The organism is Halosimplex salinum (assembly GCF_003730195.1).
GTDB lineage: Archaea > Halobacteriota > Halobacteria > Halobacteriales > Haloarculaceae > Halosimplex > Halosimplex salinum.
This window is the reverse complement of the sequence record NZ_QWGG01000018.1, coordinates 1-25,102: the sequence shown is the minus strand read 5'-3', so window position 1 is coordinate 25,102 and position 25,102 is coordinate 1. Positions and strand designations below refer to the sequence as shown.

Annotated in this window: 26 protein-coding genes; 8 read left to right on the top strand and 18 right to left on the bottom strand. The window is 55.3% G+C overall.

Annotated elements, in window-relative coordinates; translation table 11 throughout:
* Positions 1-106: 106 nt before the first annotated feature.
* The 3 genes from D1409_RS23810 to D1409_RS23800 all read right to left on the bottom strand — a co-directional run bounded on the left by D1409_RS23810 (position 107) and on the right by D1409_RS23800 (position 3,231).
* Positions 107-1,033 carry a phosphoadenosine phosphosulfate reductase domain-containing protein gene (locus tag D1409_RS23810; RefSeq protein WP_123539449.1) on the bottom strand — a complete coding sequence of 309 codons (927 nt, stop codon included), beginning with the start codon at positions 1,031-1,033 and terminating at the stop codon, positions 107-109.
* Positions 1,030-1,380, bottom strand: coding sequence for a hypothetical protein (locus tag D1409_RS23805; RefSeq protein WP_123539448.1), 351 nt, complete (start codon positions 1,378-1,380; stop codon positions 1,030-1,032). Before D1409_RS23805 ends, D1409_RS23810 begins: the two co-directional genes overlap by 4 nt.
* 384 nt (positions 1,381-1,764) lie before the next feature.
* Positions 1,765-3,231, bottom strand: a complete 1,467-nt coding sequence (locus D1409_RS23800; RefSeq protein ID WP_123539447.1) for a TRM11 family methyltransferase — start codon at positions 3,229-3,231, stop codon at positions 1,765-1,767.
* Positions 3,232-3,492: 261 nt separating this feature from the next.
* Here D1409_RS23800 and D1409_RS23795 point away from each other — a divergent pair, with 261 nt between their 5' ends.
* Positions 3,493-3,660: a DUF1931 domain-containing protein gene (locus D1409_RS23795; protein ID WP_123539446.1), complete on the top strand. Its 168-nt coding sequence runs from the start codon at positions 3,493-3,495 to the stop codon at positions 3,658-3,660.
* 73 nt (positions 3,661-3,733) lie between these two features.
* Here the strand turns inward: D1409_RS23795 and D1409_RS23790 are convergent, their stop codons facing one another.
* Together D1409_RS23790 and D1409_RS23785 are read right to left on the bottom strand one after the other, a co-directional pair.
* Positions 3,734-4,249 carry a hypothetical protein gene (locus D1409_RS23790; protein ID WP_123539445.1) on the bottom strand — a complete coding sequence of 172 codons (516 nt, stop codon included), beginning with the start codon at positions 4,247-4,249 and terminating at the stop codon, positions 3,734-3,736.
* Positions 4,250-4,270: 21 nt separating this feature from the next.
* Entirely contained in the window at positions 4,271-4,738 is a 468-nt protein-coding gene (locus tag D1409_RS23785; RefSeq protein ID WP_123539444.1) for a hypothetical protein, read from the bottom strand.
* A gap of 255 nt (positions 4,739-4,993) precedes the next feature.
* Here D1409_RS23785 and D1409_RS23780 point away from each other — a divergent pair, with 255 nt between their 5' ends.
* From D1409_RS23780 to D1409_RS23770, 3 genes are all read left to right on the top strand, one after another.
* Entirely contained in the window at positions 4,994-5,359 is a 366-nt protein-coding gene (locus D1409_RS23780; RefSeq protein ID WP_123539443.1) for a hypothetical protein, read from the top strand.
* A 70-nt stretch (positions 5,360-5,429) separates the two neighbouring features.
* Positions 5,430-6,254, top strand: a complete 825-nt coding sequence (locus D1409_RS23775) for a toll/interleukin-1 receptor domain-containing protein (protein WP_123539442.1) — start codon at positions 5,430-5,432, stop codon at positions 6,252-6,254.
* Positions 6,255-6,398: 144 nt separating this feature from the next.
* Positions 6,399-7,622 (top strand): IS701 family transposase, encoded by a 1,224-nt coding sequence (locus tag D1409_RS23770; RefSeq protein WP_123539441.1) that lies wholly within the window; start codon positions 6,399-6,401, stop codon positions 7,620-7,622.
* Positions 7,623-7,693: 71 nt separating this feature from the next.
* On the opposite strand, the gene D1409_RS23765 is transcribed toward D1409_RS23770, so the two are convergent.
* The 7 genes from D1409_RS23765 to D1409_RS23735 form a co-directional block, all read right to left on the bottom strand.
* The gene (locus D1409_RS23765) at positions 7,694-8,263 is read right to left on the bottom strand and encodes a hypothetical protein (RefSeq protein WP_164471888.1); all 570 of its coding nucleotides are present in this window, start codon (positions 8,261-8,263) and stop codon (positions 7,694-7,696) included.
* 935 nt (positions 8,264-9,198) lie between these two features.
* Entirely contained in the window at positions 9,199-9,420 is a 222-nt protein-coding gene (locus D1409_RS23755; RefSeq protein ID WP_123539439.1) for a hypothetical protein, read from the bottom strand.
* 19 nt (positions 9,421-9,439) lie between these two features.
* Positions 9,440-9,931: a hypothetical protein gene (locus D1409_RS23750; protein WP_123539438.1), complete on the bottom strand. Its 492-nt coding sequence runs from the start codon at positions 9,929-9,931 to the stop codon at positions 9,440-9,442.
* A gap of 10 nt (positions 9,932-9,941) precedes the next feature.
* The gene (locus D1409_RS23745; protein WP_123539437.1) at positions 9,942-10,151 is read right to left on the bottom strand and encodes a hypothetical protein; all 210 of its coding nucleotides are present in this window, start codon (positions 10,149-10,151) and stop codon (positions 9,942-9,944) included.
* A 142-nt stretch (positions 10,152-10,293) separates the two neighbouring features.
* Entirely contained in the window at positions 10,294-10,830 is a 537-nt protein-coding gene (locus D1409_RS23740; protein ID WP_164471887.1) for a metal-dependent hydrolase, read from the bottom strand.
* Between the two features lie 70 nt (positions 10,831-10,900).
* Positions 10,901-11,908, bottom strand: coding sequence for a hypothetical protein (locus D1409_RS25035; protein ID WP_164471886.1), 1,008 nt, complete (start codon positions 11,906-11,908; stop codon positions 10,901-10,903).
* A 653-nt stretch (positions 11,909-12,561) separates the two neighbouring features.
* Positions 12,562-13,449: an N-6 DNA methylase gene (locus tag D1409_RS23735; protein ID WP_123539435.1), complete on the bottom strand. Its 888-nt coding sequence runs from the start codon at positions 13,447-13,449 to the stop codon at positions 12,562-12,564.
* An 873-nt stretch (positions 13,450-14,322) separates the two neighbouring features.
* Here D1409_RS23735 and D1409_RS23730 point away from each other — a divergent pair.
* The 3 genes from D1409_RS23730 (at position 14,323) to D1409_RS23720 (ending at position 17,700) form a co-directional block, all read left to right on the top strand.
* Positions 14,323-15,720 (top strand): Cdc6/Cdc18 family protein, encoded by a 1,398-nt coding sequence (locus tag D1409_RS23730; protein ID WP_123539434.1) that lies wholly within the window; start codon positions 14,323-14,325, stop codon positions 15,718-15,720.
* Between the two features lie 362 nt (positions 15,721-16,082).
* Complete coding sequence (locus D1409_RS23725) at positions 16,083-16,430, top strand: hypothetical protein (RefSeq protein ID WP_164471885.1); 348 nt, start codon at positions 16,083-16,085, stop codon at positions 16,428-16,430.
* A 103-nt stretch (positions 16,431-16,533) separates the two neighbouring features.
* Positions 16,534-17,700 (top strand): ISH3 family transposase, encoded by a 1,167-nt coding sequence (locus tag D1409_RS23720; protein WP_050034035.1) that lies wholly within the window; start codon positions 16,534-16,536, stop codon positions 17,698-17,700.
* A 389-nt stretch (positions 17,701-18,089) separates the two neighbouring features.
* Here the strand turns inward: D1409_RS23720 and D1409_RS23715 are convergent, their stop codons facing one another.
* The 6 genes from D1409_RS23715 to D1409_RS23690 all read right to left on the bottom strand — a co-directional run bounded on the left by D1409_RS23715 (position 18,090) and on the right by D1409_RS23690 (position 21,902).
* The gene (locus D1409_RS23715) at positions 18,090-18,395 is read right to left on the bottom strand and encodes a hypothetical protein (RefSeq protein WP_049984742.1); all 306 of its coding nucleotides are present in this window, start codon (positions 18,393-18,395) and stop codon (positions 18,090-18,092) included.
* A gap of 6 nt (positions 18,396-18,401) precedes the next feature.
* On the bottom strand, positions 18,402-19,001 hold the full coding sequence (locus D1409_RS23710) for a hypothetical protein (RefSeq protein WP_123539432.1): 600 nt from the start codon (positions 18,999-19,001) through the stop codon (positions 18,402-18,404).
* Between the two features lie 80 nt (positions 19,002-19,081).
* Complete coding sequence (locus D1409_RS25030; RefSeq protein WP_164471884.1) at positions 19,082-19,792, bottom strand: hypothetical protein; 711 nt, start codon at positions 19,790-19,792, stop codon at positions 19,082-19,084.
* Positions 19,783-20,517, bottom strand: coding sequence for a DNA cytosine methyltransferase (locus D1409_RS23700; RefSeq protein ID WP_123539430.1), 735 nt, complete (start codon positions 20,515-20,517; stop codon positions 19,783-19,785). Before D1409_RS23700 ends, D1409_RS25030 begins: the two co-directional genes overlap by 10 nt.
* 3 nt (positions 20,518-20,520) lie before the next feature.
* Complete coding sequence (locus tag D1409_RS23695; RefSeq protein ID WP_123539429.1) at positions 20,521-21,054, bottom strand: hypothetical protein; 534 nt, start codon at positions 21,052-21,054, stop codon at positions 20,521-20,523.
* The gene (locus tag D1409_RS23690; protein ID WP_164471883.1) at positions 21,051-21,902 is read right to left on the bottom strand and encodes a DUF6884 domain-containing protein; all 852 of its coding nucleotides are present in this window, start codon (positions 21,900-21,902) and stop codon (positions 21,051-21,053) included. Before D1409_RS23690 ends, D1409_RS23695 begins: the two co-directional genes overlap by 4 nt.
* A 465-nt stretch (positions 21,903-22,367) precedes the next feature.
* Between D1409_RS23690 and D1409_RS23685 the strand changes: the two genes are divergently transcribed.
* A complete protein-coding gene (locus tag D1409_RS23685; RefSeq protein ID WP_123539427.1) occupies positions 22,368-25,019 on the top strand; it encodes a hypothetical protein in 2,652 nt (883 codons plus the stop codon).
* Positions 25,020-25,102: the final 83 nt, after the last annotated feature.

Sequence of the window (25,102 nt, the reverse complement as noted above, 5' to 3'; positions counted from 1 at the left end):
TGCCGCGAAGAAAGACTCGCGAGACAGGTACTGTCCCGAGAGATGGAGGAATTCATATCTCGAGAGTTGGAGCGTTCAGGTGACGAGTTGTGGTCCAGAGCGACGGTTAGGAGGTATTGCACTGATGGCGCTGCTCGCAACTCTGGCAGAGGAGCATCTGGTCGGGATCGTCCATCGCCTCGCGTTCGTGGTCTTTCAGTCGGTTATGGCCCCAGCGGTTGTACGCCTCGTCGGGTCCGTCGTTCAGGGCGGCGAACGCGCCGACGGTTGCTTCGAGACAGAGAATGCGCCGATAGACATCGGGATAGAAGAGCCGGATCATCCTGAGTTCTTTCCGTTTGGAGAACGCCCCACAGAGGCATTCTCCCGAGATTTCGAGCGTCTCCTTTACGGGTGACATCGGGAGGTCGAGGCTGCGTCGGTAGCGGCGAACATCAAGTGGAGTGAATTCGACGAGCGGAGAGATCGTCGGATAGCCAAGGAACTCCTGCTGACCGCTCGCGTCGACGTTTTCCATCCGGTTCTGCGATTCGTGCCGGGAGACACCGGAGATGAGAAGGAGGTCGTCCTCAAGCATCTTCAGGAAGCGCGAGAGCGGCTTCTCCTTGAGATTCCAGTACATATACCTGTGCGCTCCGGGGCCAGGGAAGCCAAACCGCTGGATGAGCGCCGTGTATTCCTCGTGCGGCCGACGGTACTCGTGCTCTTGGCCCGGATCGTCGCAGGGTGCCCCGACCTCGTAGTACGGGATACCAAGTTCTTCTGCTCGCTCCTCGACAAATGCGGTCGTCTCCGGGATGCCGATCCCCGTATTGATGTGGATGATACCATCCAGATCGAGGTAGTGAGATTGATAGACGACGTGCATCGCGGTCAATGAATCGTGGCCGCCGGAGACGAGCGCGTAGACACGGTCTGTTTCAGGGGCGGCCTTGATCACGCGACGGGCGGTGTTCGCGGCCTCGGTGTCGACATCGTCGGGGAAACCCAGCCGGAAGTCCGACGTCGACGAGACGGCGGCAGTAGAGCTCATACTGAGGCGTCGTGGTCGAGGTTGTTTGTGAGGGCGAGCCAGAGAGCGTATGCGGCGTGGCGGTAGAGGACGGTCTCACATTCGGGACACCAGTACTCGACGGTGCCGAGTCGATCGAGGGCGGCGCTGAACGCGCTCGACCCATCGTGATGAATCGCACATTCCTCGTTCAGATGCATCTCGTGGAGGTGGGACGTCCCACACTCGGGACAGGGCTGACCCGGCTCCCAGTCGTCGCGTGCGATGGCTGTGACGGAGTACGGTTTGTCGCTTGGACGGGACCCAGTCAGCTGGTAGGAGGTCTCGCTGCGGGCGTCGGGGGACGTGGTGGAGCCTGTCTCGGTCATATGGATCACGCAGCCCGTTCGACGGGCTTTCAGGCTCGAAGAGTGAGAAAAACACACCGAGCGAGGAGGGTGCTGTTAGAACGGTGGTTCGACGTCGATCGCTGCGACGTACTCGTTGATATTCTCCTGTGCTAACGGGGCCTGAGGAGTGGGTTCGTCGTCAGTTGTTGGTATCGCACGAAGCGCCGAAGCGAAGGTGCAGTGTGGACAGTCGAACCAGTAGGTCGCGTCCTCGTTCGGGGCGGGGTCAGTGAAGATGATGATGAGCGGATCAGCTCCGCATTCGGGACAGGCGTGGGCTGAGGCGCGCTGATGGTGTTGGCGGCGAGTTGTCGTAGAGTGAGCGCGAGAGAACATAGTGTTGGGAAGGGTGGGGGACAGAGGTTAGTTCTTCTGTGAAGCGAACTGTTCGAGGGATTCCTGTTCGGTTGGGGCTGTCGAGGCGGTTGTGGAGTCGTCCTCCTGGTCGGTGGAAAGGGTGGCTGGCGTTCTGGAAGTGACGCCGGGGTCGCATTCGTGTCGGTTGTGGTGCTCTTCGAGGTAGGCAAGGCGCTCGGGATGTGCCTGGTAAAGAATAGAGCCGTCGTCGGTGACGCAGTAGTTCTCGGGTCGCGCTCCGCAGGTAGGACAGTCGACGTACCAGGAGGGGTGGAGATACCAGCCCTCGCCACACCGAATACACGAGTGCTGTGCCTCGGCGTCTGAGTCGGGCACGTGGATGTCCAGGGGTGCGCGGTCGGTCGCGTGGACATCGAGTCCCGTGTTCTGTTTCATATCTATACTGATGATCCAGTCCTGCTCGACGCAAGGATGCTCGATGACGGCGACGCGGGATCGACGATAGTCGAGGCGCTGCGGCATACAGGTCGCGGTGTGGCCGACTTGGATTATCTGGCCGCCCGCGGCGATGAGTGGATGGAGTTCCTGTTTGAGTGCTGTATCCCGGCCAGTAGTGCGGCCAGCGTAATCGGTGGTCTGCTGGAACGCCTCACTCGGGAGGTCCACGAGGACGGTGTTGAAGATGCCGGCAGCGAATTCGGCTGCGAGTTCGCGCTCGTCGAAGTGGTACGCGGCGTCGACGGATTCGTCAACGCTCATCCGCACAAGGTGGCCGTCGTGGGGGAGTGACCGTTCACGCGTCGAGACGTTGAGGACACGCCCGGAGAGGTGGGTGGCAAGGTAGTCGGCGACGCCGGCTTGAGGCATAATCTCAGGGCTGAGGCGGATGTACTCGAGGGTGAGGGGCGTGTTCCCATTTCCGCTGGTCGCGGCGCCACCTGACGCGGTGGCTTCTGCGTTCGGGAGTGCTACGTCGGTTTCGTGTATTGGGCGGCGTGCCGACGTGATCTCGTTTTTGGGTTTCTGAGCGACGACACTGAGCCAGTCGTGCTGGCGGCCAAGGGTATTCCAGACGGCGACTTCTTCGAGCGTGTACTCCTCTTCAGGCGGCATAAGCGACGTCGTATAACCGAGCCGGATAACGCGACCACCGGGTTTCAGGAGGGCGTCGACAACGCGAGCGAGTTCGGTGACTGTGGGTAGTGTGTCCTCCTCGCAGTCGTAGGTGGTCGTGCTCTGTCGTTTCGAGAATGGCGGGTCGAGGACGATCGTGTCGAACGATTCAGCCTCGAGGATGTCAGGAAGGTCGCGGACGTCAACGTGATAGTCGGCGTCGATATCGGGATTGATGTCGTTCCGGACGATCCGCCCATCGTGGGTGAGCCGGGTCCGTCCAGCACACGCATTGAGGACGCGACCGTCGAGTTGCGATTCGACCCAGTCGCGGAGCTTCTGTGCGCCGAACGTCCAGCGGTCAGGCTGGACCGTCCAGTAGGAGAGCGAGGGAGGCATCTGGTGAGTGGAGAATGGTTTGCGGAGCGGGCGCTGTGAGGAGGGGTGAGTGTTACTGAGGGGTTACGTTGGAGGCTTGGCCGGTTCTACCGAGATTGTATCATATGTATCTGAGGTATCTGATGGTGGTGAGATATGTGAGTTACCAGACGGGGGAGACTCGATGTCGAGCATGATGAGTCCTCGGAGCATATAGGACGAGAGAAAACAGGCGATAGAGGCGTTAATTATTAAGTTAGGGTCTGAGAATTAGGAACGCGTATGGCAGACCTGATTGTCCAATCGAAGGTTCGAGAGCACCTCGACGGAATGAATGTCTCGGCAGACTTCTTCGACGTGCTCGACGAGGAAGTCGCTGAACTCCTTGACGATGCTGCGCGTCGTGCAGACGCGAACGACAGGAAGACCGTTCAAACTCGAGATCTCTAAGCCGATTTCGTCATCCTATTTCGTTTGATTCGCTGTTGTTATATGCACTTTCTGTAGCCGCCGCTCTGAGACACTATACAGTGACGATGGTGTCGCAGTTCACGCATCGAAAGAGGATGGTTTCGCAGTCGGGATCATCGTAGTCGACATCGTGGTCGGGGAGGACGGTTGGATCGGAGACGAGCTCGTTCCCTGTGAGTTTCTCGCCGCAGTCACAGGTGAGCGGCCAGTCGAGGGATGAGAGGAGGTCGCTGGCGGGAAGTACCCCATACGATGCTTCGTCGATGTACTCGTTCTGGGTTGGGGTGAGGAGGTCCTGCGAAACGGCGCTGTGCTGGCCGTCGAATCCGCCGTGCCAGAAGACATCGATAGCGCGATACTCGATGGTGAGCTGGGTCTTGCATCTCGCACATCTGACGTGGACGTAGTGGGTGTCGAAATTGTTCGGCACCCCTTCTTCGGTAGATTCGAACTTGGAGTTCTGACAGACTGGACACGCTGGCTGTACACTGATGTATGTCGGCTCAGCGGCCTGGTCTGCTTGCTCGTCAGTGTCGTTGTTCTCGGACGCCGTATCAGTAGATTCCATAATGATGAGCTGGGTGTGGGATTACGCGGACGATTCAGACCGAGCGTCGGGAGTTTCCGTAGCCGACTCTACGGACGGGTTCTCGGGAGCGTGATCGAACGAATTATAGGTGATAGTCCCATCGGGCCAAGCGACCCACTGGCCGGCAAGCAGCGGGAAGCGACACTTCTCGAAGCCGACGGTCTCCACGACGAGTTGTTCCTCAAGGTGGGGCGCGAGACGTTCGAGGAACTCCTCAGTGCAGTGGTCTTCCCGATCAACGACAGTCCCATCTTCGTCGAGGATGGGCTTGGTGACCTCGAAGGCAACGTACCCGTAGAGTTCGAGGTACGGGTCAGTGTCCTCCTGGCTGGGTTCGACAACGCCGATGGTCAGGGAATCGAAACTCCCGTAGAAGTCGTAGTCGTCGATTATTGCTTCAATTGTCTCGACAGCGTCGGGGTCGACAGTTGGATGGTTCGATGCGGTAGTTGCTTGCAGGGTTGCCATAAGCGGTTCAGGTCCGTGGCCGCAAACAAAGACGCGTTAATCGAGAGACTGCTGGGATGATGGGGTTAGACGGTGAGGGCCTCAGAGGGCTCTTCACAAAGTAGTTATTTCAGCGTGGACTGGCTGAATACGTTGCTCAGTAAGGTGTGCAAGTTAATTGTGAGTAATGGGATTTTGATCTCTTCTTGGAGAAAGAGTTTGAGCCATCTAGCAGAACAAAATTGAATATCTGACCCTGAGAACTCCCTTCAGTAAATGGTTGAGGTCGTCTCCGCGGCGAGCATCTTACTCATCAGCGCATTTGCAGTGAGCGCGAGCATCGTGCCGGCTTACGCAATCATGAACCGCTTCATACGCGACGAGGCATTCAACTGGAGTACGACCCGCGGGATCGGCGTAATGCTCTTTGCCGCCGTACTCTTTGCCGGGATGCTCACAGTGAACGGCATTGCCACCACCTCGTACACGCTCCCATCACCCGAAGCACTAGTCGCCTTCCTGATGGTCTTCATCGCGGCGCTCGCCGGAATGGTGGTGTTCGGCGCGCTCCTCGCGTACCCACTCCACCGGTTCCTGCAATGGCAAGAACCACCCGACATCATCAAAGAATACCGGCCATAACAACAGGACGTCACCAAACTGGTGTGCTGGTTGGTGAATTTTTAATGCATCACACGCAACGTGGGAGATAATGACCGAAGAACCTGAAACCGGCGAATCCGCGGAGGAACGGGAGGAAGAATACGACGCGATGATCTCCTACTCGCACGAAGATTCCAAACCCGTAGCAAACGCGCTCTACGACGAACTCACCGCGTACGGCCTCGATGTATGGTACGACGGCGTCGAACTCGGGATTGGAGACAACATCCGCTCCTCAATTGACCGCGCCCTCACGGAATCCGAACACGCTGTCATCCTCATCTCCCCGTCGTATTTCGAGGGGATGTCCGAATGGGAGCTCGATGGTCTCGTGCAGAAGCACAATAAAGCGGACGAGAACGTCATTCTCCCACTACTGCACGGGATGGAGTTTGAAGAACTCCAAGAGGAAAGTCCGAGTCTCGCTAATATAATCGGCGACAAAGTCACCGAGGACAATATCAACGAGATCACTGCGAAGCTGTACAACGCTATTGAGTCGCCCGACGAGACGCCGAACCTGGACGACGTGGAGGGCGTGGATCGCGTTGAGCTCGACGTTACTATGGAAGACTTTGTGGATATCTCAAAAGGGTCGAAAGTAACGGTCGAGGAATGGCGGACGAGCGGCACGCCGCACACCGCGGGGGTGACAGCGGTCGAGCTCACGGTCGAAGAGAGCGGGCTCACCTACACCGGGTCGAATTTCGTCGGGACAACGAAAGTCATCAAGGACAAGCCGCTCGAAGGCCACGTCTCAGACATAGACGAGAAATCAGCTGGGAATACGGAATTCACGCTGCGCCTCCCGCAAGCCCGGTTAGATAAACTGTCCGACGACCGCGACGACTACAAATCCGGGCTCGTTGGGTGACCGGGATGACGCGCCCCGACGCGAATCATGGTTATTGATCTGGTTCTGCGCGTCTTCGCGCTCGCCGTCGCCATCAAGTGATTACTTAATTGCTCAACTTTGCACGTTGAAGTAGGAGCGTGACGTAGGCGGTGGCAAGGACGGATGATGCCGATTACGGAATTCTTGTCGTGTACGCGCGTGTTTGACGAGTTCGAGTCGCTGTCACCAGCACAACGTCATCACGCGAAAACCTACGCCACCGGTCTTGTTGCCGCCAGCAACAAGACCGTGGCGGGTATCGCACGCGAAGTCCTTCCAGCTCAGGGAAAACGCGCCCTCAACAAGTTCCTCACCGAGTACGACTGGGACGAACAGGAGTTCAACCACGAACGCCTCGAAGAGCTTCAGAAACACGGTGAAACGCGCTGGTCGAAGGATGGCTACATCATCCTCGACGACACGATCACCGAGAAAGCCGGGGACGAAGTCCCCGGCGTCGGCCGGTTCTACGATCACGCCGAAGGTGACACTGTCTGGGGTCAAGACCTCATCTACGCCTTCTACGCTGACGACAAAACCGCCTATCCACTCACTTTCCGCCTCTACGAACAGCAAGACAACGAGGACAACGACCACGATACGAAATACGATCTGGCCAGAGACATCGTCACGGAGCTCGAAGAAGAGGTAGGTGTGCCTGCGGACACCTACCTCTTCGACTCGTGGTTCGCTCACGATTCTGGCCTTCCTGACCATATCGAATCCTACGACAAGGACTGGATCGGCCCACTTCGGAGCAATCGAAAGGTGACTTACGCCGGCGAAGAACTCCGCGTCGATGCGCTGGCAGAGCGCATCGACACAGTTGAGCGCGACATCGAGGATGACGCTTACCACATCTGGACGAAGAAGCTTCCCGTCTCCCAACTGGGAGACGTGAAGCTGGTTCTCGCCGAGAAAGAAACCGAGGACGACGAAGAGAATCCGGTCAAGTACTTCGCCACGAACAAAATCGACGCACCGACCGAGCACGTGATTCGCTCCTATGGGATGCGGTGGCGCATCGAGACGTTCTTCGAGGACTCGAAACAGGATCTCGGCTTGGGAGACTGCGAGATGCAGACTGACGAAGGTGCCAGTCGGCACTGGCACCTTCTGATGGCTGCCTACAGTCTCGTTCGTCTTGATCCTGAATCGAGCGCCTTGGGAACGGTTCGCTCGAAGGCGTCATCGCTTCGAGCGAACCTCGAACATTCCCTGAAAGAGGCCGTATACAATCTTCTCTCGTGGGTTCGAGACAACGATGATCGTGGCGTCGATGATCTCATGGAAGAAATCGACCACCTCTTCGTTCACTCAACCGCCGACGCTAACGTGCAAAGCTGAGTTAATTGTCTGTATTGACCGCAACCGGGTCAGAATATATCATATGCTGAGGATTTCAACAGAGCCAGATCTCACGAGGATGGGAGCTTTTTGCGAATTGCTTTGCGGAACCACTCACCTCTATCTATATCTCTGTTATCCCACTCCCTACGCTGGATTCTGAATAGGTAGTTCAGCTCGTGGACTATCCAAGTGACCCACGAAAGGAGAACGAACACACCGAATAGTAACTGTATTTGCGGATTCAATTGGTATGATTGGAGGAGGAAAAACAGTCCAGAAAACAGAAGCAGTCCGGAGTATCTGAGAGCTGTGATTTGTAGATGAAATAGGACTACTCGAATGTCACTAAAGAGTTCTAGAATGAACGTGAGCATCAAGAAACCAGCACAGACAGTCAGAACTCCAATCGTAAGTTCCTGATAGTAGCCCATCTGGTTATCTTCCAGTATAAACTGAATCACCACTAATACGATAGCAAACAGGGCGACCGATTCTGATGCTGTTCTATCAACCACCGACATTGAATCCTCAGAGGAGGGAGCTTCGGTAGTCGATGCTGGATTGATCAAAATCTGACCAGCGGGAACGGATATAAAAGCGCCAAGTAAAATGAGATATACCAATCCTATGGAAATCATCTAACTATTCACGGTGTTCAAAGCAGTAGTCGTGTTCTCGCCCTACTGCGGTTTTACATCCCGATTCAGCACAGGTCTTCTGTAATGCCTCGGTTTCAAATTCGTCGTCAGACATACTCAATCTCGGTGTTTTGGACAAAATTCGTGTTCTCGGCCTATGGGAGTGTCACATCCCGACTTAGCACACAAGCTAAGCTTTCGATCTATCTCAAAGGGGTCATCGTCCGACATAATCACCTTCGGTGCTTCGGACAGAATTTGTGTTCTCGCCCAATGCTGGCTTCACAGTCGTCTTCGAGGCACACTTTAACATTAGCCGATATACTCAGTTTATCTTCATCATCAGACATAGCGGAGTAGATTAAGCCTCCCGGTGTTTGAAGCAGTAATCGTGTTCCCGACCAATGCGATTGTCACAGCCATTTTCCCTACAAACTCCTTGGAGCATCCGCCTCTCATCATCTGACATTATTCTCGATGTAGGGGGCAGAAATCGTGTTCCCGGCCAATTTGATTGTCGCAACCGGGCTTTGAACAAGTTACATATCGCTTAATTGGCTCTCTATCGTCTCCACTCATACATCAAAGCTGTAAATCTCGATATATCAGTTTTGCGGGTGTCAAAGAGATAGAGAAAAACTGCGAAGATTACCAGATTTGTTCGACCGCACTCCCTCGGGTGTCCGAGTCTGAGTGGAGGTACTTCATCGTCGTCGTGACGCTTTTGTACCGGAGTTGTTCTTTCACGTGGTGTGGGGTCAACGTGGTTCGCCCAATACATTGCGACCCCGTGACGGATGCTGTACCACGAAAGGTCTTCCTTCTGGTTCTCGGGAATCGGGACGTTCCCGACTCGATGATTCGATCAAGGAGGCCGTTGTATTGAGTGAACGAGAGGTGAAGAAATAGTGTGACAACTGTTCTATGACACCTTATTAGGCGGTCTTAGTTGGCGAGGGGATGGTATTTTGAGGAGTGTCCCATTCACTGGGGTACTCAATCCCAGCGTCCTGATTGATTGTGGTCTGGACAGCGCCGGATGACTCAACTTCGACGAGGACGTCTTCGCGACCGAATCGAGTCGCGAGGAAATCGTGGATCTCTTCGGCCGGGGCGATGACAGTCTCGGGAGCGTCGTGTGCGGTTTCGATCGTCATTACTGAATTACGGCTTATACTACTCGTGTGAGCGATGCTGTTCGAGTCGGTCCTTGACCGCGATGATGTTGTCCCGAAGGTACTGGGCTTCTTGGGGGTCGATCTGTCCGTTGTTGACCAGGCTGTTGACGGTATTGTGGAGGGCTTGGATGTGCGCGTTGATCTGCATCTGTTCTTCAAAGGTATCGGCTTCTGGATCGTAGAGAGCAGCGAAGTCGTAGCACATCCGGTAGGCCTTCCCGCAGACTTTGCAGACGACGGGAAGTGAGACAGTTTCAGACTGCGGATCGATGTCTGCCTCAATGTCGGGGGAGGGGTCGCGAATCAGCCAGCCACCCTCGAGGCATTCGTGGGTTTCCCAGCAATCCCAATGTGTCTCGCCCTCGAGGTGGGTGTCGTCATCTTCATAGAGGTTCTTCGTTTCGCGTTCGTCAGCGAGCCCACCACAGATGGCGCAGGTTACACTGTGAGCGTCGATCCATCGGTCGTCGGTCAGGTCGGATTCAGACATATGTGTGCTGTCAGTCGGGGAAGTCGATCGCGTCGGGATCCGTCACGAGGTGGCAAGCTGCCTTGTTGAGTTCGTTGGTGTCGACGGCGATCCCGAGGAGTTCCTCGGTGGCTTCTTCGTAGGCGGAACGCGTCCCGGTCGGATTCGACGTATCTGGAAGTCGCTGGTCGAGAGCCTTGCGGAAGCGTTGCTCTGCGCGGTGTCGGGAAAGACTACCCATACGTGAATTCCTCCATCAACAGAGGGGAGATAGAAATTCGCTCGATGATCTATCCGAGTTACCCCACGTTGGGGGCGGTTCTCCCCTTCTCGTGGGGTAACTATTAGAGACAGACTGCTCGATAAGCGCGTTAGAGCCACGGTTACGCGCCAATCGTCGCGAGGACCTGCGGGATATAGATGGCCGCTCCTGTGGCACCGAGTCCAGCGACGAAGAGGGCGTTGTTTGCCGTGCTGTTCGCTGACGTCGTAAGCTTCCACGTGTACTCCGTGTCGTCCACGGGGGCGAACGGTTTGATCCCCATCGGCGTGATCACGTCACCGAGGAGGTGCGTCGTGAGCCCCAGCGCGACGAGAAAGCCGACGCCCAGCGCAGGAAGAACGAGAGATGGAGCGCTTGCTGTTGACAGCGTCCCGTTTACTGTATGTGTTCCCTGAAGCGCCGCGGCCCACGTCACGGCCGTAGCGATCGTGGACGCGACGATAATGAACCAGACGGTGTGCGTGATGCCCCGGTGCGAGACGAAGGGGATACGCTGGTCGATATCAGGGATCGGTGCCACGCCGGCGACGATGAGAATTCCTACGAGGGCTTCTCCAGATGCGTGACTAACGGTAAGGAAAAACGCTAGCGGTGAGAAGACGAGAAGAGCGAGTCCGTAATGACCACGTCGATGCATCTCTGGAGCCGTAGCTCCATCTTCTTCGTCCGACAAAAAGACTATTCCGGGGGGTGATAATGTCTCATCCTCACTGTGGAAGCGCGATGGCTTCAAGAACCTCCTCGACTGGCTGTTTGAGGATAGGCTCGATGAGCAGCGGGGAAAGCGAGGAGGCAACAACGGTGGTCGCTCGCTCGGTCTGAGTCGCACAGGCGGGCGGGATCGAATCAGGTATGGGGACAGGCACGCGGTCGTGGTGAGCTGATGGCTCATTCTCCTTGGCCCCCTTAAGGTAGACGCGATCCTGCGTCGCGGTGAGACGCAAGTAGTCGTAATCTGTCTCGTTTGGTGCCAGCCGCTCGTAAGTAGCCGTTCTGAGGCCGTATTTGGTGAGCGTCCATTCCTGTTCGTCGGTGTCGGGGAGGTGCGTTCGGATTGTGGAGGGCTCTGTATGGAGTTGGGCAACGACCGTCGCGACTGCGGTCTTGATGTCTTCAAAGCGTGCGTTCGTCCCTCCGGAGACGCCGTAGTCGCCGTCGTTGTTCTGGACGCTGTGGCCGCGTATCCCGGAGAGTCGCGCCTTATCGCTGGTGTCTGCCTTCCGAACCTGTGAGGGGTTCCCGTAGCCGGTCACGAGTTCGGTCATATAGTGCCACATCCCGTCGCGGTTCGCTCCGGAGTCGTTCAAGTAGACGCGGTGACGGACGATCGACCCGCCTTCTCCCCATCGTTCGTCGAAGACGCGTCCCGAGGCTCGGTAGGTGACGGTTGTGTCGTCGTGGTAGTCGAGTTCCCACTGACCGATACGGGCTGGGGCGACCTCGAGCTCATCAGGAAGGTCAGACGTACAGAAGACGTTATGATCCGGAGTGAGCGCCATAACCTGATCGACATTCAACAGTGCTGACGGATATGTTTCCTCGAAGACCCTCTGGATATCCTCGTAGAAATCGTTTAGCGGTGTTTTCGCTGTGGAGTGGGTCGCTTCAGACTTCTCAGTCGTCGATGTTACTGCGGTAGTATTTGTTGAGTGGGCGGATGTCGATTCTTCGGTCGTCGTGAACGCATCGAGTTGGGATTGGGAATTCGATGGCATCGTGAGGACTCCGTAATGTTACGAATGACCAACGTGAACTGGCTAGTCGTCGACGCGAGCGAGCGTGTAGTCGTCGTTCCTATCGAGGAGCAGTGTTATTCACATATTCGTCGATGGGTCGCAAGCTGGTTGATATCGAGTGCGCTGATAGAGTGCGTGGACGTCTCGAGCGGAACCAACAATCGTCTTCTCAAGGACACGTCGACCGTCACGGATGATAGGAGAGAATTGCTCGCTGGCGATCCGGAGAATTTCGTCCAGTCTCGTGTGATTTTCGAAGTGGGTAGCAGAAAGATCGAGGACGAACACTTGACAGGTGGCGAGGTGATCTTCTACGAAGTTCCCTTGGACGTGATCGCGGGGATCCGTAGTTGGTTTTCGAATGTGAGTCGGGGCGAAACAGTACGCTCGGAAGACCTGCGCTTCGGTGGTTTCTTCGCTGGCCTTGAGATGAGGATATCGCTCGAGGAACCACGCACGGGTGGTCATCGGTGCGGGCCCGATCGCAGCTACGACGCCAGACTTGGTTTGTGCGAGACCTCGTGGCGGCGGCGTATGGTCCTCAAGGGCCTGCAAGAGTTCTCGAAGGGCTTGACGGCGGTTCGCCTCGGATTGGAGAACAACGGACATTGTGGAGTGTGGAATACAGATAGTTATTCGCTGAAGGCGTCAAGCGTGACGTTCTCGATGGTATCGGGATCATCGATCGTGACGGCGTCCTCAACGTTTCCTTCGGAGAGGTCGCTATCGTTGTTGGTGTCGTCCTGAGCGGAGCCATCGGCCTCCTCAAAGCTCGTTATGATGGGTGCGTTGTCAGGGTCGAGTTCAGTGATAGCCCCGTTGACGGTTGAGTCGGTAAGGATTCGCGTGGGATGGTTTACTCGCCATACGTGCCACGTCTCGTAGGTGAGGGAGTTTCCGTGGACGACGTACGCGGGGATGGCGTGGAGTGCAAAGTTGATGACGGCCATATGAGCGCACGTCTTGTCGATGTCGCGTGCAACGACAACGGTGGGCGTGTTAGGTGAGATGTGACGGAGCTGCTGGACAGCGTGGAACGGGAGTCGACCACTCCCGCACGCCGGATCGCTGATCGTGATAGGGTCCTCCTGAGAGGCATCACGAATGCCTTCGGGGGTGCTGAAGAGCATCTGAGCCTTCGCGATGGCGATATTCTGGGGTGTGAAGTGCTGGCCGAAGGCATAACTGTTAGCTCCGTAGTATTCGTAAATCCCACCGAGGAGTTCCGCCGAGTGCGGGTATCCCGGAACGGTCGTTTCTTCCATTGTATTGACGAGGGCTCCGAGTGCAGTCCCATAGGTCTCGAGAACATCTCTGGTGAGATCGTCGTCATCGTGGAGACGATCTGTGAGGTCGTGAACGAGTTCAAGGTAGTCGTCGTCGTTTCGACTAAGAGCGGTGACGATGAAGTTTAGCCAGTTCGTGAAGATGTCGTATGTGCGAAGGCCCGTTTTCTGGTGGACTTCATCGAGATGCTCGGTGATTGGTTCGTATGTACTCGGGTCAGGGATGGAAGCCATCGACGAATCGCCTCAGTTCAACATGGGGAGGGAAAAATCCAGAGAGGGGACACCCCACCAGTTCCGGCGTAAGGAGAGGCGAAAATCACCCCACCGGTTCCGGCGTTATCGCAATGGGGTCACCCCTAGACTTCCGTCGTAAACGAGGGACAAATCGTATGAAGTCTCCAGATCTCGGGAGGGGACACCCCACCAGTTCCGGCGTTAGCGTGCGAATTTACTCTCTTTAGATGAAAGTAAGAGCGGGATGAGTGAACCCTCGTCAAGAATGAATACTTCAGGATACCACGGACAGATTAGAGACGAGAATTGGTCTCGGGAAAATCCTATCACTACTCGATGACGGACCCACACCCCTTCGGTTCCGTCGTTAGATAGACAAGGGCAACGCAGCTCAAGATCACGATGACCAGACACACCCCACCGGTTCCGACGTTAGCGGCCGTGAAAAGCGGTAACTAGACTGAGAATAGCAGAAGCCGTCTGTATTCTGTCCCACGATAAGAATATGTAAAAGTTGAGTTAGTTAACCCTAGCTTTATTACAATACAGCTTGAATAACTCCGCGGGACAAAATACTAGAGAGGAGGAAGCGGAGCGACTGGTAGGTTCGAGATGAAAATCAGTAACGGGGTGGAACGTCCAGAAACGCCGTAGAGACGCGTTCTATCCACTAAACCGCGATTGTACGTATCCTTCCCGTGGGGGGTACACGTTCATCGGTAACGACGGAACCGAAGGGGTGTGTGTGTTGGGTTCCGTGATTGTTCGAAGATCGAGATAGTCCTTCCAGTAGACCTTCTTTCGTGGTAGATTTACGTCGGAAGTCGAGGTGGGAATACTTTTAAGTAATCGGGTTTCGTCGGTGCCTCTATGTCAAACGGCACCTCGACTTCCGATGAAAGTCGAGATTTGGATTCTACGTCTTCAGACGGTCAAGACGACCAATCTCGCGTCCAAACATCGGAACCGAAGGGGAGTCCAGACGAGAATGGAAAACCGCCATCAAGCGACGGGGACGGTCAACAATTCAAGGTTGACGACCCGCTCTTTTCTAAACGGAAGGGAGTTTTCCAAAATAAGGAGATGGTCCGTGTCGGTTGGGTACCTGATGGCGATCGAATTGTCGGACGTGACGATTATATTTCCACTATCAGCAGCTGTCTGAACGACGCTGTCTATGGTGGTGCCCCAAATCACATCTCAATTACTGGGAAAACAGGAACGGGAAAATCTCTTGTCTCCCGATACGTCACTCGTCGAGCTGTCAATGCGGCAGTTGATGATATCCGAATAGGCCATACGTATCTAGACTGCTCGAAATCCTCAACTGAAGTCCAAGTCATCTCGACAATCGGCCAACAGCTGAACGACGAGGATATCTATGACGAGGATGAGGACGTCGTGAAAATGCCCGATACCGGGCTACCGAAAGACAAGTTCTACAAACGCCTCTGGCAGATTCTCGATCACTACGATTCGGCTATCATCATTCTCGACGAAGTCGACCTTCTCAAGAGCGACCACGTTCTGATGAGTCTCGCGAAGGCAGTCGAATCAAATGATACGTCGTGTCAAATCGGAATTATAGCAATAAGCAATCAAATCAACTTCTTCGACGAGTTGAACCCACGCACCAAGAGTGCCTTCCAGACTCAAGAACTCAATTTCGACCCATATAATGCAAATCAGATTCAAGAGATTCTTCGCGGGCGTGATGACGCATTTCGTGATGGTGTTCTTACTGATGAGGTCATTCCTCTTGTCGCGGCTTTCTCAGCCCAGGAACACGGAGATGCACGGAAAGCAATGCGGTTATTCAGGACCGCAGGAGAGCTAGCCGATCGTGAGGGAGCTGACATGGTCGAAGAAGACCACGTGCGAAGAGCCCAAGACGCACTTGAAAAGGATCGATTCCGCGACTTCCTCCAGGGAACCCCCACTCAAATGAAAGCGGCTTGTCTCTCGATCGCTGCTAAGTCACTTTACTCGCGTGATGATTACATCATCACAGGTGAACTCTACGATGCGTACCAGCAGATCACTAACGCGATAGATATGGACACGATTGGGATACGGCGGTTCCGGGATATTCTTGATGAGATGCAGCTCAGCCAGGTAATCGAAACTAAGGAGGTAAATATGGGAAAAGGCGGTGGCCGCCACAACTCTCATCGGTTACTCCACAATCCTGAGGCTATCCTTGATATCGTAATGGAGGATTCTCGATTCGGAGATATCTCTAAATCCTCGCTGAAACGGTTCGCCTGACTAATTAGATGTTATACTGATGAGATGTACCTTCGTTTAGTCCACTCGTCGCGACGGGGCACAGTACGTCCTTCACGGTTCTCCCAATCAGTACTCGAGACGGGTTTGATCCGATCGAGTTCGAACCCAGCGGCTCGGTAGCAGACTCCAGTGTTGTCGTCGACGCCGGCGATCGCGACGAGCCGCTTTCGGTCGGTATTCTCACGTACCCAGTCTCGAAGACGCGCAAGCATCCAACTCGACGTATTCGGTGGGCGATTCGGGTGATTCGCAAGCCGTGTAACATACAGCTCTTCACGAGCCCCGTCGTAACTGTATGTGTACGGCTGTGCGAGTACCGCCACTGAGTACGGATGCCCCTCGTGGGTAGCGATGAATCCGGCCTTCCATTTCGCGACACCGCCGAGGCGGTGGTCGATGCGGCCGTCCGGACCACCGATAAGAAGGTGATTGACGAGTTGCCGACTCCCTCGTCCACAAACGCGGTGGACTGTGAGGTCGGTGACGTCCTCGAGAGGCGGTGGCGTGACACGCTCGGGTTCCCAATGGGAAACCCTCCAATCCGGTTTTTCACCAGGTTCGACGTCCATCTGTGGGAAATCCGGCATTCCCGCTGGTGGGTATGTACGCCACTCAGGATCACTCGAATGGAGCGCTGCGACCATCGACTCATCGGCAGGGAGCCGTTCCTGGAAGTGAACGACCAATGAACGGCCTCCTCGAGTGAGCTGAATGTTAGTGATGACGCGACGTCGGTAAACAGCCTCAGTACATCACAAAGCCGGTTAGTTGAGACGTCTGCTTGCTGAAGGTGTGTCTAATACCAAGCAAGCAGACGGTGAAATCCACGAGGACCAGCTTCTTAACTTCCTCGTCAACTCCCTTGACGAGGAAGCCACCCTCACACTCGCTGAAAACGCCGAGATCGATGCTGAAGACATCTACGAGGTCCTCGTCGGCGCGTGCGCCGACGGGACCTCGGTCTCAACGCTCTGTGAGAAAAGCGAAGATGCCCCCCACGAAAATTCGGTTCTCTACCATCTCCGAACCAAATTCGACCTTGAGACGCTTGAGCAAGTCGGAAATGCGCTCCTTCAGAAGGACGTTCTCGACGTCCTTCCCCAGCAGGTGGAGGTCGTTTCAGACCTCCACCTGCGGCCCTACTACGGCGACGAAGATGGGACAGACGGCCTGTACCACTCACAAGCGAAGCGTGGAACGACTGCGTTCCACGCCTACGCCACACTCTACGCGCGTGTGAAGAACAAACGCTACACGCTGGCGGTGCGCCGTCTCGAAGACGGCGACACCGCCAGCAGTGTCCTCGCAGAGTTTCTCGGTATCCTCGACAGCCTTGACCTCGAGGTCAAGGCCGTCTTTCTTGACCGCGAATTCTACGACAGCAAGTGTTTGACGCTGCTTCAGGCACACAACCACGCCTACGTCATGCCGATCGTCCGCTGGGGGCAGACGATCAAGCAAGAACTCTCGGAAGGCTGGAGTCGCGTGATTCAACACGACATGACGGCGAAACTCGACGGTCACAGCTGGACCGTCGAGTTTCCCGTCTACATCGACTGTACGTACCAAAATGGACGGTACGACGAACATGGAGTGGCGCGTCACGGCTACGCCGCTGACGCGCCGTTCATCGATTCACCACGAGACGCTCGATACCACTACGCGAAACGCTTTGGTATCGAGGCCAGCTACCGACTCTCCGAGCAAAGTATTGCGACGACCTCGACACAAAATCCGGTCGTACGGCTGCTGTACGTCGTGGTGAGCTTGTTGTTACAGAACGTCTGGCGGTATTTACACTGGGAATACGTGGCGACGCCCCGCCGTGGGGGGCGTCGCCTCTGGAAGTGGTCGTTCAAGGAGTTCATCAACATGATTCAACGGGCAGCGTGGACGGCCCTCGCGACGCGTCGGGCCGTCCCCGCAAACCGACCACCAGACGACCGGTTTACCCGCTAATCCCCGACCGGGCTAGCCTTCGTTGAGAGTGGCGACGCTGTCGCTGTTGGCGGCGGCTGCCGCCGACAGCGACAGCTCTCCGTCGGTTCGTCGAAGATCTTCTCGTCAAGGCCACCAGCACAACCGTTCCGCCGTGGAACTCAGGCTTCAGAAACAGCTATCCGAGGATGCTTTGTGAGGTACTGAGCCTTCACCTGGGGAATTGGGAATCGACTTCGAGAGTCGATGACGGTTCGCTCAAAGATGTGATCGCCGGCGCGAATCGTCGATGCGAGCTCGGTTGGTTTGTTGCTGGCCAGCGAGGAATGGTCAAGAGGTGCTGGTTTTGACCCGTCACGAACGGGGAAAGCAAGTTCTGACATACTGAAGAGTCGACAGAGTGATGGCGGTTACTCGGTCTCCGGAGCGATGTGGTGGAGGGAGTGACCGTCTGGGGTAAACCACTCACAGTCGAAGGAGACTGATCGGGGGATATCCCCACAGCCGAATTCGAGGACTGCTTCGACCGTCTTGTCGTCGACGATCGTGACGCGGTATAGTTCGCCGTCGTAGGAATTCCAGTACCGCTCGCCGATTGCAACGTCGGTCCGTCCAGTCGTCGCGAACGCTGTTAATTTCCCGTCCGGAAGCTCTACCCGGAAGGCTATCCGATTCGGGTCGTTAAGCGTCTCGAAGAGCTGTGGCTCACTCGGCATAAAGCGCTAGAAATGGACGTCGGCGGGGACGAGCCATCCCCGGGACATCTGATCATCTTCTTTTGTGGCCGCTGCGGCGTCACCGTCGCCGCCGGAAGTACCGGACGAGGCGTTGTGTAGGCGATCGACGTATTTGTCGACGGCCGTCGGTGATACGAGACCGCCTCCGTATTCGTTATAGATGTACACTGACGGTCCTCGACATTCGGCGAGCTGTCCTAGGTGGAATCGTACTCCGTCGACGTTGTTCATCACGTCCTCAACAGAAAGATCGTTGACTTTCGACTGGAATCTCGACAACGTATCTCGGAACTCCTCTGTTTGTTCCTCAAGCGCGTCATCGAGGAGTGCTTGTCCCTCCTCGCTGTCGAGTGGGAACGCTGGGGGGACTGTTGTCTCGTCGACGGTCTCAGAGTTGCCGGCATTGATGATGTCTGCGACGTGCAGCTTGTAACGCGAGTCCGCCTGATCGAACGTCCCGTAGTAGTCGTAGACACTGGCAGTATCGATGCCGACACCGACGAGTTTGTCGAGGGCGCTGTGAGCGCGGTCGAGGGCGTCGTCTTGAGTGGTGCCGGGAACAAGTACGCGAATAAGTTGGTGCATATATCGATGGAACCTCCACTCTTCGTGGAGGGTGAGAAACTCTCGGTGAGGGATGTGTTGTACAGTGTATGGATGGTAAACTACTGTGTCCACGCTGTGAGGTTTGCTTGCCCGACGGCAGGCGGATCGGTGTCATCGCCGAGTACGGCGGCAGCATAGTCACGAGCGATCGTCAGTGCGATGTCGAGTCCGCACTTGTCGGGTGGATTTCGGACGTCGACCATCTCAGTTTCGTGTGCATAGTCCCACGGGGCGAGCGCGACGGTAGCGTTCCCGCTGCCTCGCCACGCTTTGACGACAAGGTATGGATATGTTTCAGTGGTCACTTCGAGACCGTCTGCAGTCGTACTCCCCGTAAGTCGCTGTCCTTCGCGAGCACCTTCTCGATGGTAGTAGACGATCACCTCTCTGCTCTCGATGTAGTAGTGCGTGAGTTCGTAACCGGGTGGTGGGTCGAACACAGCCTCGTTGACAGCAGGGTGCTTCCAAGTGCCGGGAGAGATAGTTTCCATCCAATCGACGGTTTTGTCGATAGCTCGGATAACACTAGCCGAACGGTCGTCCTCCATGGCGTCGACGGTCGCGACCGGAGCGCGGTTGTGGAAGCCTTGTACCCGGTCGTCGATGGCTTTGACAGCTACCTTGTCGAAGTGGTCGAAGACGGCGACTGATTGAGGGGCATCGGGAGCTGTCCAGACGTGAGCGTTCCACGAAGCCTCGTCGTCGTAGACCCACCCATTCACAGTAGAGGGGAGTGAGACGGTGTCGGGAAGCGGTGGTCTTACTGGCATTTTGGAGTGTGGTCGGCCGAGTGAGCGGTTTCGTGGGTGTGCGGGGCGTAGTGGATGTACTGATCGAGGAGTTCGTGGATGTAGGCAGGTGGAATGACCTCGCGTAGGGCTTTCGCGGTCAACGGTGCGTGCGGGGAGAGACCGTGGACCTGCCGGTAGCCGGTCACCGGGGCTTCGCGGTCGCCGATTGCGTAGTCGAACTTCTCGGGGTGCGAACACGGCGTCCCGTGCGCGAAGAACGACGTCTCGAAGAGCCGGTGTTTGCGGACGCCAAGGCCGAACGCTGACCCGCAGAACTGGACGGGATTCTCAAGATGATCGCGAGCACCCGGCACGTTCTCGAGTATCCACACCGGCGGATCGATCTCCTGACAGAGGTCGCGGGCGAGCGGGATGAGGTTCTCTCCGGAACGTGCGAATTGAAGATCCGTCGCGAACCTGCAGGGGGCAGAGGCCCAGACAACTTCGATCTGGTCGGCGTAGTCGTCGACGACCTCGGGAAGTCCCTCGGTCAGATCGTGCTTGACGAAGACGCCAGGGTAGTAGCGAGCCTTCCGCTGGTCAGCGTCGATGCCGATAACTTCCCAGCCGAGCCCGTGATGGCCGTACGTCTGGAGGCCCCGGCAGGCGCCCCCGGCGCCGGCAAAGAGATCGAGCGCGAGTGGGCGATCCCAGAGATCTTCGAGAGCTTGGTCGCCGATAGTGCCATCTGAGATGACTGACATCGGTTACCTCCCCCGTTCGAGACGAACCTGGCCAGGCGTCGGTATCCACGGATGTTCCTCCCAACAGTGGAGCGCGTGATCGAGTGATTCGTCGAAGTCTTCGCCGCACGCACCGCACTCATAGGTTGTTTCGCCCCAGCTAGCCGTGAGTTCCTTCGTGGTGACTGTAGTCTCGACTGGGTCAGGAGCCTCGGATCGGCGGACATAGTCGTAACCGACGACAGTGCGATGCTCGAGCCCGGTGCGAGCGAGGCACGTGGGCTTATCCTCCGGGAGGAATACCCAACGGATATAGCCCTCCTCGGAAGCCTTTGCCGACGGCTTGAGGATGTACCAGCGGTCGTGATCGTCACGGAAGAGATAGCGTTCTTTCCCTCGGTTCTTGAGGTAGAAGGGATCACCAGTTCCGGGAATGAGGCGGAGACAGAGCGTCGTCGAGACGGCCGCGAGGAGACGTTCTTCGAGCGACGGTGGAGCCGCGTCTTCCAGTTCGGTCTCGGTAGAGGTGTAGGCTGCAAGAGTAGCGTTCTCCGTCATAGCGACCACCCCTCGAAGGTCGCCTGCTCTGTGGGCGCTACGGGCTCGTCGAGTTGGTCGATGGCGTCCGAAAGCCAGCACATCTGGTCACCGATGCCGTCATTGTTGAACTCCTCGAAGAGGAAGCGGGGTTCGAGGGGGAATTCGATGAGCTGGTTGGGATTGCCGGTCATCCTCGAAATCCCGTATTTGAAGACGCCGCGGTCGCGAAGTGGGTTGATGTAGTCCTGACCGGCGAGGATGAAGAGCGTCTGCGCATTCGTCGTTTCCGCCGGGTCGCGGACAGCGCGAAAGGACGCAATCCACTTTATGAGGCCGAATGCGACGAGCCGCGTCCACTGGTCGAGCTCTGTAACTATCTCGCGGCCGTCAGGCCGGCGGAGGCCATTGGGATTTTCGACGCGGTGATCGGGATTCGTTTCGTCGTCGCCGAGATCGTCGATTGATTTGTTGTAGTACTTGACGTCCTTCCAGGGCATCAGGACGTGGTGTTTGGCGGAGAGAATCGCCCACGGGCTGGTGCCGTCTCGGCCGCCCTCGACGCTGGCGAGGCGTCTGGCGAACTGCTTCTTCAGGCGGAAATAGGTCGAGGAGTAGAGGTCGCGAGCCTTCCACGCGGGCCCGGTTTCGTCCGTCCAGTCGGGGCCGAAGGACTCGTCGGAACCGACCGAGGCTAGGCGGAGGTCGTTTTCGTCGGTTGGGTTGCGCTTTGCGGCCCCACACCCGATGAGAGCGAGCGCCCCGTGTTCGTAGATATCCGAGAGGTCACTGAGCTGAATCCGTTCGCCCGTAGGGGAGACGGGGTCGTTGGCGGACTCGACCGATGGATGCGCCGGCGAGATACTCATCGACTCGTCCACCTAGTTGAGCGGGGATGGGGGATGGTGTGACGTTCCGGGCCGGGGAAACCGTACCGACGCACGAACGCAGAGTACGCCGTCTCGGTCGTCGTGGGTGACTGTGTAGGCATGAAACCGCTCTCGATTTCAGTAGGAGAGAAAAACCGACCGACTATGTTCCGAGACTGGCTTCAACGGCTCTGTCTTAGCGTACCAGTTCCGAGAAATGTTCCAGTAGCCGTGCGAGATACAGCGCGCGTATCGGTCACAGCATAGAGAGCTCAGAGAGATATTGGTTAGCAAAATATACCTTATTCACAGAGTGGCACGGAATCATCAGGAACTTGTGACTGACCGGGAGGAGAATTTTATCAAGGAACTCTGCCCGGCTCTCCGTAACGACAAGAATGTGGGGCCATAGAGATCTGGATGTAGTCACAGGTATTAATAATCCAAAATTTGAATTATCACCCGATGGTTGACCTGGGGGCGGTAGGGTTGTATTCGATCTTGTCAGGCCTAATTATGGTAGGTTTTCTCATCTCTATTGTCTACTTCTTCGTTAGGCCGGTCGTTGATTCTTTGTATCGTAGACATCCTGGATTCTTGTTCCCGTGGAACTCGCTACGGTTGAAGACTCTTTGGGAGGAGATCAGGTCTAGAGGCTACCGTTGGTTGTTGAAGAATTTGGTTCAGAGCAGGAAGTCGATATTGACGTACTGGAGCTTTCTTTGGGTTATTCCGCTTGGATTTATCGTCGTGTTTTCGCTGGCGTATTTGGGACTCCCAATGGCTGATTTGGTTCAGACGGGTTTAATTAGGCCAGGTTGGCAGGCTCAGTTGACGGTTGCCAGTCTCAGTTTTATTGTCTTGATTTTCTTGTTGGAGCAGATTTCCCGGACAGAGTACCGTGAAGGTGTGGTGCAGGAGTTCTTTGCATCTTCGCGGATTATGCCGGTGATCTATTTCACGTTGGCTTCATCCGGGCTTATTGCATACCTCTATTTCTACCATACGCCAGAAGAGGTGGATCCATTATTTGTAGATGCGACATTTTTCAGCTTTGCAGGCACTGTGTTGGGAATTGGATATGTGTATTACCGGGTTGCGAGGTTGATCTTCTTTGACCCAATGGACGAAATGTCGGTGGAGCAGGTTCAGCGCGGTATTGATCTTCAGCTAAAGGAGGAAGACCGTCAATCCATTTCGAAAAACTTGCTTAAGGGTAGTCTGCCTGATTTTGTGAGAACGGGAACTAACAGGGATGGCCGTGTCTTCATGGCTCAAGAACTCGGTTTAGACGGGTATATCGCTGACATCGATTTGAAGAAGTTGAACGAAGTATGTCGAGAGCACGGCGATTTATTTGATGAAGCCGGGGGATCGGCGTTGGTACTCAACTTAGATCTTGGAGCAGAGCTGCAACCGGGTGTTGATGTTGTCGCGGTCGATGGGACAAACGTGAATCCTGTAGAAGTCCCCCGAGGGCTTGCTGAAGGCCTATCTGAAGCCGTTTATTGTAGTGATGATAGGCCTTGGAAGTCTGGCAATCGCTTGATGGAGAGGAATTTAGATCAGATTGGTGCGAGTACGAGAAATGCGATTAGCAATTTGAATCCCTCTGGTCTGGAGAAATACCTTGAGCTGTACGTAGACCTTCTTCAGTATGGTACCACTCTCAACCGGGAAGTGATCGAAGACTATGGGGTCACTCCTCCTCCGATTTCGGATCTGGTGGATCACATTTACCGTGAGTTCTACCAGATAATGGAGGCCGCCGGGGAGACTGGGAGCTCTGACTTGATCAACACAGTTCGAGCTGAGATTTTTCGCCTCTCGCTGGCATACCACCGCCAAGGAGAGAACTACTTGTTCGAGAAATCGATTGGTTTGTATGCCTCATATTATCGCATTCTTTTCTCCAAGCCCTCCGTTGATTACAGTCTTGTGAGTGGTCTTCTGAGTTCGATGAATAATATTTTGACTATGTTGACCGCGGCTCTTGGCCGTACCAACACAGTCGAAGAGGTTGAGGGAGTGAGTTCTGATATCGAGAGTTTCTACGAAACGTTAGAAGATATTCTTCGTCTTTCCGTTGAGGAAGGTGACTCGCAGACGTTCAATAACGTGTGGAATATGGGTGACGACGATTTTGTGATGGTCCGGCCTGAATCTGAGATCTACGAGTTGAGAAGAAGGATCGATGAATTAGAGAGAGCAGAGAATTGGGAGAATTTAGAAAATCGATTAGAGTTCTTGGAGAGGGAGCAAGACTTGGTGAAGGGATTCCAGTCCAGATATAGGGAAATACAGGAGCAGCCAGAATTGGATCGGTTAAAAAGCCGGTTAGAGATGCTGGAGATGCAGCAAGAGAAAGTGGAAGGGTTTCAGTCTGAGTTTGAGGAAACACGGTTTGTCGCTGCTGCTTGGGCCTACAGGGAGGTTCAGACAGGTAACCTTCCTGAGTCAGTTTTCCAGGTTATGTTCAGCGAATCTATCAAGAGATACAGTTTTAACAAGTTGGCAGAGGTATATTTCCAGATATTAACCGATCCCCGCCTTGACCTATTCAGGTGGGAATCGGAGGACTCAGACGTTTTCAAGGGGGTGCAAGTGAGTCAGCCTGCTGTCTTTACGTGGTTACAGGAGTTCTTCTGTGCTATGGGTCTTCTCTTCCTAGATGCTGAAGGATATGAATTAGAAGATTTAGATGAAGGAGACAATCCGATGGCCGATATCGATATTGCGAAACCAAGCTATCCTGATTTAGGGGAAACGATTGAAAGTGTTTCCACGGAAGAATTGTCTAAAACCGGGGTTGCAGAATCGGAGATAGAGGAATTAGAGTACAAGAAGGAGGTCTTCCTGGCCCTTCATAACCAAATGCAAGAAATCCTGGAACGTAGAGAAGAAGATTACATTATTGAGTCAGATCTGGATCCTGAGAAAGTATCCAACTTCAAGGAAAGCTACATTTCTGGGTTTGAAGACCGGTTCAATCTTCGAGAGGTATTAGATGATCTTGGGTGGCTGAAAGTACGTGAATACGATGGAGAGGTAGAAGGATTTGGCACAAGAATATCTGTACGTGTTTACCCCGAAGATTCAACGGCCGGCACAGCCTGAGCTCGTGAAATCATCTCGTTGTCTCGGGAAACTCGCTTGAGTTCGTCGTAGGGATTGCGTCCCTGCTGGCGCCACGTCGCCAG

Bases quoted from the DNA above. Each gene is read 5' to 3' on its own strand.
- D1409_RS23810 (WP_123539449.1), bottom strand. From the start codon at position 1,033: ATGAGCTCTACTGCCGCCGTCTCGTCGACGTCGGACTTCCGGCTGGGT.
- D1409_RS23805 (WP_123539448.1), bottom strand. From the start codon at position 1,380: ATGACCGAGACAGGCTCCACCACGTCCCCCGACGCCCGCAGCGAGACC.
- D1409_RS23800 (WP_123539447.1), bottom strand. From the start codon at position 3,231: ATGCCTCCCTCGCTCTCCTACTGGACGGTCCAGCCTGACCGCTGGACG.
- D1409_RS23795 (WP_123539446.1), top strand. From the start codon at position 3,493: ATGGCAGACCTGATTGTCCAATCGAAGGTTCGAGAGCACCTCGACGGA.
- D1409_RS23790 (WP_123539445.1), bottom strand. From the start codon at position 4,249: ATGGAATCTACTGATACGGCGTCCGAGAACAACGACACTGACGAGCAA.
- D1409_RS23785 (WP_123539444.1), bottom strand. From the start codon at position 4,738: ATGGCAACCCTGCAAGCAACTACCGCATCGAACCATCCAACTGTCGAC.
- D1409_RS23780 (WP_123539443.1), top strand. From the start codon at position 4,994: ATGGTTGAGGTCGTCTCCGCGGCGAGCATCTTACTCATCAGCGCATTT.
- D1409_RS23775 (WP_123539442.1), top strand. From the start codon at position 5,430: ATGACCGAAGAACCTGAAACCGGCGAATCCGCGGAGGAACGGGAGGAA.
- D1409_RS23770 (WP_123539441.1), top strand. From the start codon at position 6,399: ATGATGCCGATTACGGAATTCTTGTCGTGTACGCGCGTGTTTGACGAG.
- D1409_RS23765 (WP_164471888.1), bottom strand. From the start codon at position 8,263: ATGATTTCCATAGGATTGGTATATCTCATTTTACTTGGCGCTTTTATA.
- D1409_RS23755 (WP_123539439.1), bottom strand. From the start codon at position 9,420: ATGACGATCGAAACCGCACACGACGCTCCCGAGACTGTCATCGCCCCG.
- D1409_RS23750 (WP_123539438.1), bottom strand. From the start codon at position 9,931: ATGTCTGAATCCGACCTGACCGACGACCGATGGATCGACGCTCACAGT.
- D1409_RS23745 (WP_123539437.1), bottom strand. From the start codon at position 10,151: ATGGGTAGTCTTTCCCGACACCGCGCAGAGCAACGCTTCCGCAAGGCT.
- D1409_RS23740 (WP_164471887.1), bottom strand. From the start codon at position 10,830: ATGCATCGACGTGGTCATTACGGACTCGCTCTTCTCGTCTTCTCACCG.
- D1409_RS25035 (WP_164471886.1), bottom strand. From the start codon at position 11,908: ATGCCATCGAATTCCCAATCCCAACTCGATGCGTTCACGACGACCGAA.
- D1409_RS23735 (WP_123539435.1), bottom strand. From the start codon at position 13,449: ATGGCTTCCATCCCTGACCCGAGTACATACGAACCAATCACCGAGCAT.
- D1409_RS23730 (WP_123539434.1), top strand. From the start codon at position 14,323: ATGTCAAACGGCACCTCGACTTCCGATGAAAGTCGAGATTTGGATTCT.
- D1409_RS23715 (WP_049984742.1), bottom strand. From the start codon at position 18,395: ATGCCGAGTGAGCCACAGCTCTTCGAGACGCTTAACGACCCGAATCGG.
- D1409_RS23710 (WP_123539432.1), bottom strand. From the start codon at position 19,001: ATGCACCAACTTATTCGCGTACTTGTTCCCGGCACCACTCAAGACGAC.
- D1409_RS25030 (WP_164471884.1), bottom strand. From the start codon at position 19,792: ATGCCAGTAAGACCACCGCTTCCCGACACCGTCTCACTCCCCTCTACT.
- D1409_RS23700 (WP_123539430.1), bottom strand. From the start codon at position 20,517: ATGTCAGTCATCTCAGATGGCACTATCGGCGACCAAGCTCTCGAAGAT.
- D1409_RS23695 (WP_123539429.1), bottom strand. From the start codon at position 21,054: ATGACGGAGAACGCTACTCTTGCAGCCTACACCTCTACCGAGACCGAA.
- D1409_RS23690 (WP_164471883.1), bottom strand. From the start codon at position 21,902: ATGAGTATCTCGCCGGCGCATCCATCGGTCGAGTCCGCCAACGACCCC.
- D1409_RS23685 (WP_123539427.1), top strand. From the start codon at position 22,368: ATGGTTGACCTGGGGGCGGTAGGGTTGTATTCGATCTTGTCAGGCCTA.